The sequence below is a fragment of the Enterococcus sp. DIV1726a genome, from assembly GCF_051710985.1.
Lineage (GTDB): Bacteria > Bacillota > Bacilli > Lactobacillales > Enterococcaceae > Enterococcus_B > Enterococcus_B hirae.
Genome location: NZ_JBIOLS010000001.1, coordinates 1879875 through 1895080, shown reverse-complemented (window position 1 = coordinate 1895080; position 15206 = coordinate 1879875). Strand labels below are relative to the sequence as shown.

General features: G+C 38.1%; 13 protein-coding genes. 11 read left to right on the top strand and 2 right to left on the bottom strand.

Features of this window, described 5'->3' with window-relative positions; genetic code table 11:
• The first annotated feature begins 8 nt into the window (after nucleotides 1-8).
• The 8 genes from lacA (at nucleotide 9) to IGJ27_RS08495 (ending at nucleotide 9891) form a co-directional block, all read left to right on the top strand.
• Nucleotides 9-437, top strand: coding sequence for a galactose-6-phosphate isomerase subunit LacA (gene lacA / locus IGJ27_RS08530; protein ID WP_010718450.1), 429 nt, complete (start codon nucleotides 9-11; stop codon nucleotides 435-437).
• 14 nt (nucleotides 438-451) lie between these two features.
• Entirely contained in the window at nucleotides 452-967 is a 516-nt protein-coding gene (lacB, locus tag IGJ27_RS08525; RefSeq protein ID WP_063627351.1) for a galactose-6-phosphate isomerase subunit LacB, read from the top strand.
• A gap of 33 nt (nucleotides 968-1000) precedes the next feature.
• Entirely contained in the window at nucleotides 1001-1954 is a 954-nt protein-coding gene (gene lacD / locus IGJ27_RS08520) for a tagatose-bisphosphate aldolase (RefSeq protein ID WP_242694012.1), read from the top strand.
• Nucleotides 1955-2263: 309 nt separating this feature from the next.
• A complete protein-coding gene (gene kdpA / locus IGJ27_RS08515; RefSeq protein ID WP_178305821.1) occupies nucleotides 2264-3940 on the top strand; it encodes a potassium-transporting ATPase subunit KdpA in 1677 nt (558 codons plus the stop codon).
• Between the two features lie 9 nt (nucleotides 3941-3949).
• Complete coding sequence (gene kdpB / locus IGJ27_RS08510; RefSeq protein WP_178305822.1) at nucleotides 3950-5980, top strand: potassium-transporting ATPase subunit KdpB; 2031 nt, start codon at nucleotides 3950-3952, stop codon at nucleotides 5978-5980.
• Between the two features lie 12 nt (nucleotides 5981-5992).
• Nucleotides 5993-6526 (top strand): potassium-transporting ATPase subunit C, encoded by a 534-nt coding sequence (locus IGJ27_RS08505; protein WP_034700806.1) that lies wholly within the window; start codon nucleotides 5993-5995, stop codon nucleotides 6524-6526.
• A gap of 85 nt (nucleotides 6527-6611) precedes the next feature.
• Nucleotides 6612-9194: a sensor histidine kinase gene (locus tag IGJ27_RS08500; RefSeq protein ID WP_275887755.1), complete on the top strand. Its 2583-nt coding sequence runs from the start codon at nucleotides 6612-6614 to the stop codon at nucleotides 9192-9194.
• A gap of 10 nt (nucleotides 9195-9204) precedes the next feature.
• On the top strand, nucleotides 9205-9891 hold the full coding sequence (locus tag IGJ27_RS08495; protein ID WP_010718443.1) for a response regulator transcription factor: 687 nt from the start codon (nucleotides 9205-9207) through the stop codon (nucleotides 9889-9891).
• 176 nt (nucleotides 9892-10067) lie between these two features.
• Here the strand turns inward: IGJ27_RS08495 and IGJ27_RS08490 are convergent, their stop codons facing one another.
• A complete protein-coding gene (locus tag IGJ27_RS08490; RefSeq protein WP_228012171.1) occupies nucleotides 10068-10625 on the bottom strand; it encodes a pentapeptide repeat-containing protein in 558 nt (185 codons plus the stop codon).
• A 260-nt stretch (nucleotides 10626-10885) separates the two neighbouring features.
• On the opposite strand from IGJ27_RS08490, the gene IGJ27_RS08485 reads away from it, so the two are divergent.
• From IGJ27_RS08485 to IGJ27_RS08475, 3 genes are all read left to right on the top strand, one after another.
• Nucleotides 10886-11647, top strand: a complete 762-nt coding sequence (locus IGJ27_RS08485) for a DeoR/GlpR family DNA-binding transcription regulator (protein ID WP_178305823.1) — start codon at nucleotides 10886-10888, stop codon at nucleotides 11645-11647.
• A 10-nt stretch (nucleotides 11648-11657) separates the two neighbouring features.
• Nucleotides 11658-13064: a M24 family metallopeptidase gene (locus IGJ27_RS08480; RefSeq protein ID WP_178285894.1), complete on the top strand. Its 1407-nt coding sequence runs from the start codon at nucleotides 11658-11660 to the stop codon at nucleotides 13062-13064.
• A gap of 266 nt (nucleotides 13065-13330) precedes the next feature.
• A complete protein-coding gene (locus IGJ27_RS08475) occupies nucleotides 13331-13690 on the top strand; it encodes a MerR family transcriptional regulator (RefSeq protein ID WP_010718439.1) in 360 nt (119 codons plus the stop codon).
• Between the two features lie 236 nt (nucleotides 13691-13926).
• Here the strand turns inward: IGJ27_RS08475 and IGJ27_RS08470 are convergent, their stop codons facing one another.
• On the bottom strand, nucleotides 13927-15066 hold the full coding sequence (locus IGJ27_RS08470; RefSeq protein WP_178305824.1) for a trans-sulfuration enzyme family protein: 1140 nt from the start codon (nucleotides 15064-15066) through the stop codon (nucleotides 13927-13929).
• Between the last annotated feature and the right edge of the window lie 140 nt (nucleotides 15067-15206).

Genomic DNA, 15206 nt, shown 5'->3' with positions numbered 1-15206 from the left:
AAATGAGTATGCGAGTAGTCATTGGTGCGGATAGCGACGGAATGGAATTAAAAGAATGGTTAAAAGATAAGCTCGTGCAAGAGGGATTTGAAGTAGAAGATAAAAGTATTCAACCAGCAGAAGATTTTATTGCATCTACATTAGCTATCACAACAGATTTAAAAGAACACCCGGAAAGTCTAGGGATCGCTATTGATGGTTATGGTGCAGGGAGCTTTATGGTCGCAACAAAAATAAAAGGAATCGTGGCAGCTGAAGTGTCGGATGAAAGAAGTGCTTATATGACTAGAGATCATAATGATGCCCGAATGATTACCTTAGGCGCAGCGATTGTTGGTAAAGAGCTTGCGTTAAATATCGTTAAGGGATTTTTGACCGCATCTTATAGTGGTGGTCGTCATCAGATTCGTGTAGATATGTTAAATGAAATGGGTTAAGAAAGGAGCAGATAATGAGAATAGCAATTGGATGTGACCACATCGTAACAGATACAAAAATAGCAGTTGCGGATTTTTTGAAATCAAAAGGGCATGAAGTAGTGGATGTAGGGACCTATGATTTTACCCGCACACATTACCCGATATATGGGAAAAAAATTGGAGAAGCAGTAGTTAAAAAAGAAGTTGATTTAGGCGTATGTTTATGTGGAACAGGTGTCGGGATTACCAATGCAGTCAATAAAGTACCTGGAGTAAGAGGTGCGTTGGTTCGTGATATGACCAGTGCCATCTATGCAAAAGAGCAACTAAATGCGAACGTCATTGGTTTTGGTGCCAGAATCACAGGAGAATTTTTGATTTGTGATGTCATCGAAGCCTTTATTCAGGCAGAATATCAAGAAACAGATAAAAACAAACAGTTGATCGAAAAAATCAACCAGTGTGAAAGCACAAATGCTTCGCAAGAGAAGCCGGAATTTTTTGCAAAATTTCTTAAAAAATGGGAAATGGGCGAATACGAAGACTAAAAGGAGCGTGACATAGAAGCAATGGATGGAAAAATGAAACATTTAAAAAAACTCTGGAATAAAGAACAAATCTTTGCTGCTTTAGCAATTGATCAACGAGGTGCATTACGTAAAATGCTTACCAAAGCAAAAGGAGAAGAAGCAAGTGCTAAAGAGCTGGAAGAATTTAAGATGATCGTGTCTTCGCAACTAACAAAAGATGCGTCAGCGATTTTGTTAGACCCGGAGTATGGCTTGCCTGCAGCGAAAGCGAAAGCGCAAGAAGCTGGCTTACTTCTTGCCTATGAAAAAACGGGATATGATAGTACCGTGCCTGGAAGACTTCCTGATCTTTTACCTACTTGTTCAGTTAAGAATCTAAAAGAGGCAGGTGCAGATGCTTGTAAATTCTTACTTTATTATGATGTTGATGAAAGTGACGAAATCAATGAGCGAAAACAGGTATTTATTGAACGGATCGGCTCAGAATGTCAGGCAGAAAATTTACCATTCTTTTTAGAATTAGTTTCATATGATCAAAACATTTCTGATAGTCAATCAAAAGAATATGCGATGAAAAAACCTGGCAAAGTCATAAAAATGATGGAGAAGTTTTCTGAAGAGCGATTCAATGTCGATGTCTTGAAAGTGGAAGTTCCTGTCAACATGCACTATGTAGAAGGATATGGTCAAACGGATTTCGTACATACGAAAGAAGAAGCAGCGAAATTTTTCCAAGAACAAGCTGCTGCTACCCATTTGCCTTATATCTTTTTAAGTGCCGGTGTCGAAGCAGAATTATTTTATGAAACACTACGCTTTGCCAAGGCAGCAGGATCGACCTTCAATGGGGTTCTTTGTGGTCGGGCAACGTGGAGTGCTGGGGTAGAAACTTTTGTCAAACACGGAAAAGAAGCGGCAATGACGTGGATGAACGAAGAAGGAAGTAAAAAAATCCAACAACTCAACCAAGTGCTGCAAGAAACTGCAACACCAGTAGCGTTATAAAAAAGGCTATGAATGCCATTTGTTCAGAGGGTAACAACGGGTATAAACGTAGCGGTAAGCTTTATAATAGGATGAACATTTTTTGAAACGCTTCTTCTATTTTTATAATGGAGAAAAATAGACAAGAATAAATAATCAAGAGATATAAAGATAGTGTAAAGAAACGATTTAAAGTTTCACACTATCTTTATATCTTTTTTTGTATGATCAAATCATAAAGGAGAGAGGAAAAATGATGATTATATTTGGTTTGATTAGTGCTTTATTAATGATTTATCTTTTCTGGTTTTTATTTAAGGGGGAAGAGTTATGAGTAGTATCATTTATCAAGGATTGTTTTTTTTATTTGTGTTACTCATTCTAGCGTTACCTCTTGGGTGGTATATTAAACAAATCATGCAAAATAACATACCTAAAGGCGTACGATTTTTGCAACCCGTTGAAAAACTATTTTATAAAATAATCGGACCAGTAAGTCAGAAAGAAATGACGGCGAAACGCTACATTTTTAGTGTATTGTCATTAAGCCTTTTTTCGCTCATTTTACTGATTGGTCTGTTAATGACACAAGAATGGTTGCCGGGAGGGAATACAGTTAAAAATCTTTCTTTCCCATTAGCCCTCAATACGGCAGTTAGCTTTGTAACGAATACTAATTGGCAAGCCTATGCTGGGGAAACTACCTTATCGAATTTTTCGCAAATGTTTGGCTTAACAGTTCAAAATTTTGTATCTGCAGGTGTAGGCTTAGCAGTTTTGATTGCCTTATTAAGAGGTTTGACTCAAGTGAAAAATAAACGACTAGGGAATTTTTGGCAAGATTTAACCAGAGGTCTAGTCTATATCTTATTGCCGCTTTCCATCGTTTTAGCCATCTTATTGATCTCTCAAGGAACGATCCAAACGTTGCAATCAGGGCTAGCTTATCAAGGATTAGAAGGAAAAGATTTGTGGTTGTATCTAGGACCAGTAGCAAGCCAAGTAGCTATCAAGCAGTTAGGAACGAACGGTGGTGGTTTTTTTGGAGCAAATTCAGCTTATCCTTTTGAGAATCCAACGATTTTAGCGAATTTTTTGGAAAATATTGCCATTTTGCTCATTCCTGCTGCATTGATTTTTACACTAGGTTTTTGGGTAAAAGAATGGAAACAAGGGCGGACGATCTTGATCGTTGCAACCACCTTTGTTCTATTAGCGTTTATCGGAGTAGCAGTTAGTGAATATTATGGACCAAACTTTACTCAAGTGTTAGGTTCGGCCAACATGGAAGGAAAAGAAGTTCGTTTCGGTGTGGGATGGTCAAGTTTATGGGCTGTCAGCACGACTGCTGCTTCTAATGGTTCGGTCAATGCGATGTTAGATAGTTTTACGCCCTTAGGTGGAGCGATCCCACTCTTTTTGATGCAATTAGGAGAGATTATTTTTGGTGGGATTGGTAGTGGACTATACGGCATGCTTGCTTTTCTTTTGTTAGCCGTTTTTATTGCTGGTTTATTAGTTGGTCGTACGCCCGAATATTTAGGGAAAAAAATTGAAGCGTTTGACATCAAGATGGCTAGTTTAGTTATTTTGACTCCTTTAATGTTGACCCTCTTTGGAGCTATGGCCTTGATCAGCCACAGTGAAGTCTTCACTTGGTTAACTAATGAAGGTCCTCATGGATTTAGTGAATTATTATATGGTGCAACTTCCTTAGCGAATAATAATGGGAGTTCATTTGGCGGTCTATTAGCAGATACGCCGTTTATTAACTATTTAGGCAGTTTCTTGATGCTGCTTTCCAGATATCTACCGATCGTTGCGATTTTATTCCTAGCAGAAAACATGGGGAATAAGAAAAAAGCAGCGTTGAGTCCAGGGACATTATCAACCGTCAGTCCAACGTTTGTTACGATGTTGATTATTGTCATTTTAGTGATCGGCGCCTTGAGTTTCTTACCAGCATTAGCCTTAGGACCAATTGCTGATTATTTTACAGTAAAGTGAGTGAGAAAAATGAAAAAAATCTATTTATGGGCTGTGGGTCAATCGTTCAAGAAGTTGGACCCACGACAGCAATTAAGAAATCCAGTCATGTTTGTTGTCTATTTAGGCGCGATTTTGACAACCATTTTGTGTTTTTACCCGATGGATGTACCGTTATGGTTTAGTCTTGCGATTACGGTTTTCTTATGGTTGACTCTATTATTTGCCAATTTTGCTGAAGCTGTTGCTGAAGGTCGTGGGAAGGCACAAGCGGATAGTTTGAAGCAAGCGAAAAAAGAAGTAATGACCTATAAGATCACCTGTTTAGAAGATGTGCAAGAAAAAAACTTTATTGAGATCCGTTCTTCTGATTTGAAAAAAGGCGATCTGGTTTATGTCCAGGCAGGTGAACAAATCCCAGCAGACGGGGACGTTATTGAGGGGGCTGCCTCCGTCGATGAAAGTGCCATTACTGGAGAATCAGCACCAGTCATTCGGGAATCCGGAGGGGATCGAAGCGCTGTGACAGGAGGAACGACAGTCGTCTCTGATTATTTAGTGATACGGGTCACTTCCGAAAACGGGCAATCATTTTTAGATAAAATGATTGCGATGGTGGAAGGCACCCAACGAAAAAAAACACCCAATGAAATCGGACTGCAAATCTTTTTGATCACTTTGACGATCATTTTCTTAACAGTTTCGATTACGCTGATCCCGTTTACTCACTTTAGTAGTCTGCTGGCAGGAAAAGGTGGCCCGCTTTCTTTAATCATTGTGATTGCGTTATTGATTTGTTTAGCACCCACGACAATTGGTGCGTTGATCTCTTCGATCGGTATTGCTGGTATGAGTCGATTGACAAAAGAAAATGTCATTGCCATGAGTGGTCGAGCAATCGAAGCGGCAGGAGACGTCGATGTCTTATTATTGGATAAAACTGGAACGATTACGCTGGGCAATCGACGTGCAAGTGAATTTTTACCAGTTCATCAAGTGAGTGAACGAGAACTGGCGGATGCTGCCCAACTTTCCTCTTTGGCAGATGAAACAGCGGAAGGCAGAAGCATTGTGATTTTAGCCAAAGAACGATTCAATCTACGGGAACGTGAATTTCAGCAATCTGAGGTGAAATTTATTGATTTTAGTGCCAAAACAAGAATGAGCGGGATCAATTATCGCGGGGACGAAATTCGTAAAGGTGCGGCTGACACTATGAAAAAATACGTGGAAGCAAATGGACATACCTATCCTGAAGAATGCGATCAATTAGTGGCTCAAATCGCACGTGCAGGGGGAACTCCATTAGTAGTTGTCAAAAATTACCAAGTTTTAGGTGTCGTTTATCTCAAAGACATTGTAAAAAATGGTGTGAAAGAAAAATTTGCAGATATGCGGAAAATGGGGATCAAAACGATCATGATCACAGGGGATAATCCTTTGACGGCGGCAGCGATTGCAGCAGAAGCGGGCGTTGATGACTTTTTGGCAGAAGCAACACCAGAAAACAAAATGGAATTAATCCGTGAGTACCAAGAAAAAGGTCACCTTGTAGCAATGACGGGTGATGGAACGAATGATGCTCCGGCATTAGCACAAGCTGATGTAGCGATGGCAATGAATACAGGAACCCAGGCTGCCAAAGAAGCAGGGAACATGATCGACTTAGATTCAAGTCCTACGAAACTCCTGCAAGTAGTTCAAATCGGCAAACAACTATTGATGACTCGGGGAGCGTTAACGACCTTTAGTATTGCCAATGATGTTGCTAAATATTTTGCGGTGATCCCAGTCTTGTTCTATAGCATCTATCCACAATTAGATCAATTGAACATCATGGGACTTAGTACGCCTTTAACAGCTATTTTATCTGCGGTCATTTATAACGCGGTGGTGATTGTGGCATTGATCCCGTTAGCGTTGAAAGGTGTTGCTTACCAGGAAAAACCAGCTAGTCAAATCCTGCGACATAATCTACTTGTCTATGGATTAGGAGGAGTCATTGCACCATTTATTTTTATCAAACTGATTGATGTCATTTTATCATTCGTGATTTTGTAAAGGAGAAAAGTGATGCGAAAAACAGTTATGGGAAGTATTCGTTTTTTATTGTTAAGTTTACTTGTTTTCGGAGGGGGTTATACATTACTAGTTACCGGGGTCGGTCAACTATTTTTCAATGAACAAGCTAATGGTAGCCAAGTTACCAATGATGGGAAAGTCATAGGTTCGAAGTTGATTGGGCAACCTTTTGAATCAACTCGCTATTTTTCTGGACGGAATGAAAAAGTTAGCCAACTGTCGCCGGTATCCAAAGAACAAGCTTCACGTGTGGAACAGAGAACGAAAAAACAACTTCAAGAAAACCCAGCGCAAAAAGAAGTTCCGGTGGATCTAGTGACTGCTTCGGCAAGTGGTGTAGACCCGGATATCAGTGTGGAAGCAGCCAATTTTCAAGTGTCAAAAATCGCTCAAGAGCGAGGTCTTAAAGAAGCGGATATCTATGCTATAATAGAAAAAAACAGCCATAAGGATTGGTTTTCAGATCGCAAATACGTTAATGTATTACAATTGAATCTTTCGTTAGATCAGATGTCTGATTCATAATCGGTTCTAGCCATTTTCTTGATTGGTTTTAGCCAATCGGAAAATGGCTCAGACTTACATAAAGGATAAGTTGGAGGGGGAAAGGATGTCGTTATCGAGTGTATCAGAAGATTTTATGCAAAGACAGCAAGGGAAGAAGGGCAAACTAAGAGTATTCTTTGGTTTTGCGGCTGGTGTCGGTAAAACGTATGCGATGCTCTTAGAAGCTAGAGAATTATTTGCCTTAGGTAAAGATGTCGTGATTGGCTATATTGAGCCTCATGATCGACCAGAAACGAATCAACTACTCGAAGGTATGCCTCAGATCCCACCCAAAGAAATCAATTACAAATCAATCACTTTATTTGAACCTGATATTGATCGCTTGATCAAGCGAAAGCCCGAAGTAGTTTTGATCGATGAATTAGCACACACCAACGCGCATGGTTCAAGAAATAAGAAACGTTACCAAGACGTGGCAGAGTTACTGAATGCTGGAATCAACGTTTTTACAACGATTAATGTGCAACATATCGAAAGTTTGAATGATGTTGTTGTTAATGTAACAGGTGTGGAAGTAAAAGAAACCGTGCCAGACACTTTCTTTCAACAAGCATCTTTGAAAGTGATCGATGTTGAGCCGGAAGAATTGATCTTACGGTTAGAAGAAGGAAAGATCTATACCAACGAAAATGCAAAACGAGCCTTAAAAAATTTTTTTACCCCACAAAAGTTGAACCATCTGAGAGGTTTAGCGATCCAAAGAGCTTCCGATCATATCAATCAAGTCAGTAGTCAAACCAATCGAATCCAAAGCAAGTTGTTGACTATTGTTAATGACGATTTTCCTAAAATGGCAGAAAAGTGTATTCGTTGGACTGCAAGATTAGCGCAGGGCTTAGGTGCGCAATGGGTCGTTATTCAGATTCGTTCACATGAAGACACGCCAACAAATTTACCTCTTGCCGACAAACTTGGTGGAGAAGTGATCAGTATGGAAGAAGAAGGAAGCTTTGAAACGATCGTTGAATACGCTAAAATGACTGGTATTACAGATATTATCATGGGAAAGAATCTACGACAACCATGGTATGAACGATTATTTTTAGAATCGTTTGAAAACCGATTGCTGAAGCGATTGAATGATACAGAGATCCATTTGATTCCATTTCAAGAAACTAGACCATCTTTTTTATTTCATACAAGAAAAATCATTGAAGGCGGCGGGAAAGATCTAGGGTATGCATTAGGTGCTGTTTTTTGTGCCACTTTAATTACTGAGTTGATGCAGTATTTGAACGTCGGTGATCAAAATCTGATGTTGATCTATCTCTTTTTTGTCTTATTAGTCGCTCGGATGACTTCCGGTTATTTTTGGAGCGCTTTAGCATCAATCCTTAGTGTACTATCGTTCAATTGGTTTTTTGTTGAACCGCTTTATTCATTGACAGTCTATAAACAAGGCTATCCGTTCACTCTTTTGATCATGTTTTTAGTTGCTCTGATGATTAGTAACTTAATGGTGCGGTTAAAAAAACAAGCAGTTTATTCTATGGAAAAAGAGCATCAAATGGAAATTCTTTATGAATTGAATAAACAATATGTGTTGGCACAAGATCAACAACAAATTTTTGATATTACTGCGACGTATCTTTCACGTTTGTTAGATCGGGAAGTGGTTCTCTTTGATTCTGAAGGACAAGTGAAAAGTGTGCATCGTGTCGATCGGAAAAAATCAAGACTTAATATCAGTGAAGAAATTGCAGTAGCTGTTTGGACAGCAAAAAATCAACAGGAAGCAGGAAATGGAACCGATACCCTCGGAGGAGCAAAAGGATTCTATTTGCCGATCCTTACTAATGGAAAAGTCGTAGCTGTTTTAGGAATGGAACGAAGTCATTCCCACGACCTACAAAACGATCAACTAAACTATTTAAAGTTGCTCATTACACAACTGGCAACGATTCTGGAACAAAATCAATTGAAAAATGAGAAAGAGCAAATCGAACTTGAGAATGAACGAGAAAGAGTCCGCAGCAATTTGCTCCGAGCGGTCTCGCATGATTTGCGGACACCATTAACGGCAATTTCAGGGATTGCGGAGACGTTAAACAATGAAAAAAGTGTGTCGAAAGAAACCCAACAAAAATTATTGCAAGATATTCAAGATGAGTCCCAATGGTTGATTCGGATGGTGGAAAATTTATTATCGATTACACGGATCAATATGAATACAATGAAAGTGAATAAATCAGCGGAACCGATTGAAGAAATTATCGAAGCTGTGTATAGTCATTTGAAAAAAGTGTATCCAGATAGCCAATTAGATGTCGTATTACCAGAAAACATGCTATTTATCCAAGCAGATCCTATTTTAATTGAACAAGCTTTGTTCAATTTGATTGAGAATGCTTTGAGACACGGTGAAAAACAGCAACCTGTACGATTGACTGTGAGCCAAAATGGAGAAGAAACGAGGATTGAGATTAGAAATAAGGGTGAGATTCCTGTCGAACAATTTCAAAAAATCCAAAATAATCTGACTCAACCAAATGAGGTGCCTGTTGATTCTAAAAACGGATTGGGAATTGGGTTAAGTATTGTCAACACGATCATTCGTGCTCATAACGGACAAATGGAGATGATTGCCGATAATGGGGAAACGATTGTCCGAATCTATTTAAAGTAAGGAGTTTTTTATGAATAAGATGATCTTATTGATTGAAGATGATCCCAATATTACCGACTTCATGGAAGTGGTTTTTGAGCGAGAACAATATAGATTAACGGTAGCAGCAAATGGGATGGAAGCTTTAACTGCTTTACAGGCAGAAACATTTGATGTCATTTTACTTGATCTAGGTTTACCTGATATTGATGGAATGGATCTCTTGAAAATATTGAGGAAACGGATGGATCTTCCGATCGTGGTGATCTCTGCACGAAAGGACGAAAATGAAAAAGTAGCCGCCCTTGATTTAGGAGCAGATGATTACGTCACCAAACCTTTCGGGACTAACGAACTTCTAGCTCGTATAAGAACAGCTTTACGCCATAAGAAAACCAAAGAAGAACAGACGCTGATCGTAGTAAATAATGCATTGAAAATCGATTTTGATAAGCAGTTGGTTTATAAAAATGACCAAGAAATCCATTTAACAAAAAATGAATATCGATTACTTAAATGTTTATTTGAGCAGATTGGCAAAGTAGTCACTTATCAAACCTTAATGACTCAAGTATGGGGACCATACAGCGAAGATTCCCAAATTTTGCGAGTCAATATGTCGAATATCCGCAAAAAAATTGAAACAAATACGTTGAAGCCTGAATATATCATTACTGAAATTGGTGTTGGTTATCGCTTACGTGATTACCGCTCGTAAACATAAAGATGAAACAGTGAAGTCTGTTTAATAAGTATTAGATCCGAGAAAGATAATTAAAAAAGGTCATGAAAGAAGCAAATAGCTCCGAGCAAAGCAGAGCTAGCTGTATCTTTCATGACCTTTTTATGGTGTTCATCGTATTTCTTCTAGGGAATTAAACCTAGGTTATTCACTTACTCTTTTATAATTAGTCCTAACAATGTTGAGAATTTTAAGGCCTGGTAGGTTGAGACCTGGCAACCTTTTAATTCATTGATCGTAATGCCTAATGTTTCAAAATTAGAGGAGCTTAAATCAACGCCTTTTAAAGAGGTTTGCTGAAAATTCGCTTCGTTCAATTCACAATTGTCAAAAATGATTCCTTTGAAGTGACAATGATAAAGATCGGCGTTTTCCAATGAACAATGGCAAAATTGATTATTCTCCATTTTAGCATAGCCAAAAGCAGCTAGATTGATTAGACAATCTTTAAAAGTAACGTTTTTAATCGTTGATTCTTGAAAGGTTGTCCCAAGTAGTTTGCAATTGATAAATTCTACTCGGTGGATAGAGGCTTTTGTCATATTGACGTTGGAAAGATCACAATTTGTAAAGCGAACATCTACGAACTCGACCTGACTAAAATCGCTATTTGTAAATTGACAGTGATCAAATTCCATATTGTAAAAACGTGGACGATCGAAAAATGCTTCGATTGCTTCGTCATTGACTACTTTGCACATTTCAAGCATTGGTTCCTCTTCGGAATAGATTGTAGAAAAGGGCTTAAGTGGTAATGTGGGAGAAATTTTTGGAGGAACGATTTTCATAGATTCATCTACTTTCCTATATAAGATTTTTTCATATCAGTAACGGAATCATCGTTGTCTGCTTATTATAGCACAAATCATTTGATTGCATTTGGCGATTTTTTTGCAACAAAATGCGATAAATTGCAAAATATTGCAAAGTGTTGCAAACTGTAGTAAAGTGACTTAAGGGAGGCGGTTTCATGCTGAGGGAAATTCGTTTGAAAAAAATAATCAAAATCATGAAAGAAAAACAAAATGCTGCGATTGATGACTTAGCAGAACAGCTGGAAGTATCTAAAGACACGATCAGACGTGATTTAATGAAGTTAGAAGAAAAAAATATAGTTCGCAGAACACACGGCGGAGCGATTTTATTAGAAAGAGAAGCAACTATTTTTGATTACCAGCAACGTTCAACTAAATTAAATGGAGTGAAACTTCAGTTAGGAAAAACCGCTGCAGCTATCATTAAAGACAATTCATCGGTTATTTTCGATTCCTCCACTACTGTAGAAAGTGTGATCAATCAAATAGGGATGAAACCTTTGACAGCTATCACTAATTCTTTGACTCATGCGATGCTGTTGGCAAAAAGGCCAGCAACTACGATTACGCTATTGCCGGGAAAATTGCACAAAACACAACTTTTTTTACATGGCGCAGATACTATTGAGAAATTAAAACAATACAGTGTAGACTATACATTTTTAGGTGTTTTTGCTTTATCGTCTGAGGGGATATTCATCCATACGGAAGAAGAAGGACTTGTCAAACGCCAAATGGTCAAACAGGCAAAAACGGTGGTTGCTTTAGCAGATCATACAAAAATGGATAAAACCGGTTTTTTTAAGGTTTGTGATTTAAAAGAGATTGATTTTCTAGTAACAGATCAACCTCCCAGCAAGCAGTTGCAACAAGCTTTGATAAATAATCAGGTGGAATGTCTTATATTAGATCAATAAAGGAGTAAGTATGGAAAAGAAAAATATAATTTTAGATGTGTTGACTGAGCCGAAAACATTTGCAGATGTCTCACCGGTTTTCTTAACAGATGAAACGATTGAGATGAGAAAAAAACGAATGATACAAAGGATGAGAGAAGAAGCGATTGACACACTAATCATTTATGCAGATCGTGAGCATGGTAGCAATTTTGAATATTTTACGGGATTTATTCCACGGTTTGAAGAAGGATTATTTGTTATGGAAAATAGTGGAAAAAGTACCTTGATTTTGGGGAATGAAAATCTGAAACTATGTAAACATGCACGAATCCAATCAGAATTGGTTCATTATCCACCTTTTTCATTGCCGAATCAACCAATGGATCACGAACAACCTTTAGAACAATTATTTACCTCGTTAGGGTTCGTTGAAAAGAAAAAAATCGGGGTAGTTGGTTGGAAAATGTTTACTACACGGAAGAAAGAAGCGACCAAGCTATTCGATGTTCCTCACTTTATTATTGAAGCAATCGAAAAAGCAAAAGGTGAAACGACTGAACTACTAAATGCTAGTTCGCTGTTGATCGGGGAAAAAGGAATACGGAGAACAAATAATGCCAATGAGATCGCTCATTATGAATTTGGTGCCAATCTAGCTTCTAGTTGCATGTTACAAGCACTAAACAAGATTGAAGTAGGTGTAAAAGAGTCTGAAATTGGAGCATTGTTAAATGGAAAAGGACAACCGAACACGGTAGTGACAATTGCTGCGACAGGGCAACGTTTCGAATATGCTAATCTTTACCCAACCGATAAAACAATTAAACTTGGGGATGCGTTGTCTTTAACTACTGGGTTTAAAGGTGGTCTATCTAGCAGAACCGGGTTTGTCATCGAACATGAAAAACAACTTCCATCAGAGCAAGCGGATTATTTAGAAAAAGTGGCTAAACCTTATTTTCAAGCAATTGTTCATTGGTTAGAAACAATCAAAGTGGGGATGAGAGGCGAAGAAGTTTATCAACTAGTTGAGACTATTTTACCAAAAAAACAGTTCCATTGGCATTTAAATCCTGGTCACTTGACAGCAGATGAAGAGTGGTTAGCTTCACCTATTTATCAAGAGTCGCAAGAAATACTTGAAAGTGGGATGATTTTTCAACTAGATATCATTCCTTCAGTTCCGGGTTATACAGGTGTTAGTGCGGAAGAATGTGTGGTATTAGCTGATGAGGCACTGCAAGGAAAAATCAAAGAAAAGTATCCAGAATTATGGCAACGCATTATGATTCGTCAAACGTATTTGAAAGAAGTGCTAAACATTGATTTAAGTAAAGACATTTTACCGCTTTCCAATACGGTTGCATACTTACGCCCTTTTTATTTAGCAAAGAATCAAGCATTTCGTGTACAAAGAATAAAATCCACATCTTGATGTACGAGTGAATGATAAGAGAAAGTTCGTAGGAGTAACAGGAGCTGTATGGTTCGTTACTTCTCGAATTTTTTAGGTCTGCTAGCTTTTTTGAGAAAAATCCCTTATAGTGAGAGCCGAAAGACTAGATCATTTTTTGTACGTTGTTTCAAATGCGACGATGATCATGCATAAATCTCCATTCGTTTATTGGTTTTGGCCAAGCAGATAAATGTTAGGCTAGTCAATTATGAACGAGATGGAGCAGAAAAAAGGAGATATCAACTATGAACATCAAACAAGTGAGCGAAGCGAAAGGGATCTCGCCCGATACATTGCGTTATTATGAGAAAATTGGTCTCATTCCGCCTGTACATCGCACGAAAGGTGGAATCCGTGATTATACAGAAGAAGACCTCAACTGGGTAGATTTTACAATTTGTATGAGAAATGCTGGTTTATCCATTGAGTCGTTGATCGAATACAATAAATTGTGTAAGCAAGGAGACCAGACAATTGCTGCTAGGAAGCAATTATTGATGACAGAAAGACAGCATTTGATTCAAAAGATCGATGAGATGCAAGAGTGTTTAACACGATTACATAAGAAAATCGAGAATTACGATCGGTATTTATTAGAACAATAAGATATTAGTCCATGTTAGCCAACAGTTGGTTAAGAGAACTTTTATAGCCCAAATACAACAGTTCTGAAATTTTTACCAATGATGAAATAAAAAATTTTGATGAAAAAGAAGGCGTGTCGGAAGTGTCTAACTCTAAGAAATAAGCCGGATAATCCCAAATAGGAGGAACTATTTTGGGACTATCCGGCTTATTTTCGATGATAGAACTCACCATGAATATCAGATAGTGAGTGAAACTACATAGCATTTAACGCATCATCAAGATCAGCGATCAAATCTTCTACATCTTCGATCCCGCATGAAAGCCGAACTAAAGTTTCAGTGACACCCATCGCTAATCGATCCTTTTCAGGCATACTGGCATGAGACATCGCCCAAGGATAAGAAAGGATGGATTCCACACCTCCGAGACTGACAGCTACGATTGGTACACGACAGTGTGTGAATAAGGTTTCAATTTGCTTAACTGAATCTACTTCAAATGACAAAATAGCACCACAGTCTTCGCATTGTTTTTGATGGATCGAATGTCCAGCATGCTGTTCAAGACCAGGATAATAAACGTTTGTTACTTTCGGATGATTGACGAGAAAGTTAGCTAATTCACTAGCGTTTCGAACTGATTTTTCCATTCTTAACCCCAGCGTTTTAACGCCGCGCAATAGTAGCCAAGCATCTTCAGGACCTAAAATCCCGCCCAGTGCTTTTTGATGTTCCTTTAATTGCTGATACAGCTCCTCGTTATTTATAGCGACCAAACCTGCAACAACGTCACTATGTCCATTGATAAACTTTGTTGCACTATGTATCACGATATCAACACCTAAATCTAAAGGATGTTGTGAAATGGGTGTCATAAATGTATTATCTGCAACTGTTAAGATCTGATACTCGTTAGCCAATTCAGTCACTTTCTTTATATCAGTGATCGTTAATAATGGATTGGAAGGAGTTTCAATGTAAAACATTTTTGTTTCTTTTTTAATCGCTTTTTGCCAAGAATCAATATCCGTTTCATCAACAAAAGTGCAATCGATCCCGAAACGAGCTAAGAAAAGATGGATGCTTTGGAAGGTTCCACCATAAATATTTTTACCTAGTACTAAATGATCTCCTTTGGATAAAAGGAACAGGACAGCGTTAATAGCAGCCATTCCTGATGAAAAGGCTAAACCGAACTGCGCGTTTTCTAATGAAGCAATACATTTTTCCGCCGCTTCGACAGTAGGGTTACCAAAACGAGTGTAACTAAAACCTGTGTGAGTGAAGACATTTTTTTGATGAAAAGTGGAAGTTTGATATTTAGGTATCGACGATGCGCCTGTAACTGGGTCGATGACTGGGTAATCGTGTAGAATTTTTGTATTGATATTCATATGGGTTTCCTCCAAACCTACTTCATGTATCTCAAAAATAACACATTCATTTCCGTTATGTCAACGCTTTCTTGATAAAAAATTATCAATGAAATTAATTGCTTGCGTTAGATTTTAAATAACATTAGTTTTTATAATTT

Bases quoted from the DNA above. Each gene is read 5' to 3' on its own strand.
- lacA (WP_010718450.1), top strand. From the start codon at position 9: ATGCGAGTAGTCATTGGTGCGGATAGCGACGGAATGGAATTAAAAGAA.
- lacB (WP_063627351.1), top strand. From the start codon at position 452: ATGAGAATAGCAATTGGATGTGACCACATCGTAACAGATACAAAAATA.
- lacD (WP_242694012.1), top strand. From the start codon at position 1,001: ATGAAACATTTAAAAAAACTCTGGAATAAAGAACAAATCTTTGCTGCT.
- kdpA (WP_178305821.1), top strand. From the start codon at position 2,264: ATGAGTAGTATCATTTATCAAGGATTGTTTTTTTTATTTGTGTTACTC.
- kdpB (WP_178305822.1), top strand. From the start codon at position 3,950: ATGAAAAAAATCTATTTATGGGCTGTGGGTCAATCGTTCAAGAAGTTG.
- IGJ27_RS08505 (WP_034700806.1), top strand. From the start codon at position 5,993: ATGCGAAAAACAGTTATGGGAAGTATTCGTTTTTTATTGTTAAGTTTA.
- IGJ27_RS08500 (WP_275887755.1), top strand. From the start codon at position 6,612: ATGTCGTTATCGAGTGTATCAGAAGATTTTATGCAAAGACAGCAAGGG.
- IGJ27_RS08495 (WP_010718443.1), top strand. From the start codon at position 9,205: ATGAATAAGATGATCTTATTGATTGAAGATGATCCCAATATTACCGAC.
- IGJ27_RS08490 (WP_228012171.1), bottom strand. From the start codon at position 10,625: ATGCTTGAAATGTGCAAAGTAGTCAATGACGAAGCAATCGAAGCATTT.
- IGJ27_RS08485 (WP_178305823.1), top strand. From the start codon at position 10,886: ATGCTGAGGGAAATTCGTTTGAAAAAAATAATCAAAATCATGAAAGAA.
- IGJ27_RS08480 (WP_178285894.1), top strand. From the start codon at position 11,658: ATGGAAAAGAAAAATATAATTTTAGATGTGTTGACTGAGCCGAAAACA.
- IGJ27_RS08475 (WP_010718439.1), top strand. From the start codon at position 13,331: ATGAACATCAAACAAGTGAGCGAAGCGAAAGGGATCTCGCCCGATACA.
- IGJ27_RS08470 (WP_178305824.1), bottom strand. From the start codon at position 15,066: ATGAATATCAATACAAAAATTCTACACGATTACCCAGTCATCGACCCA.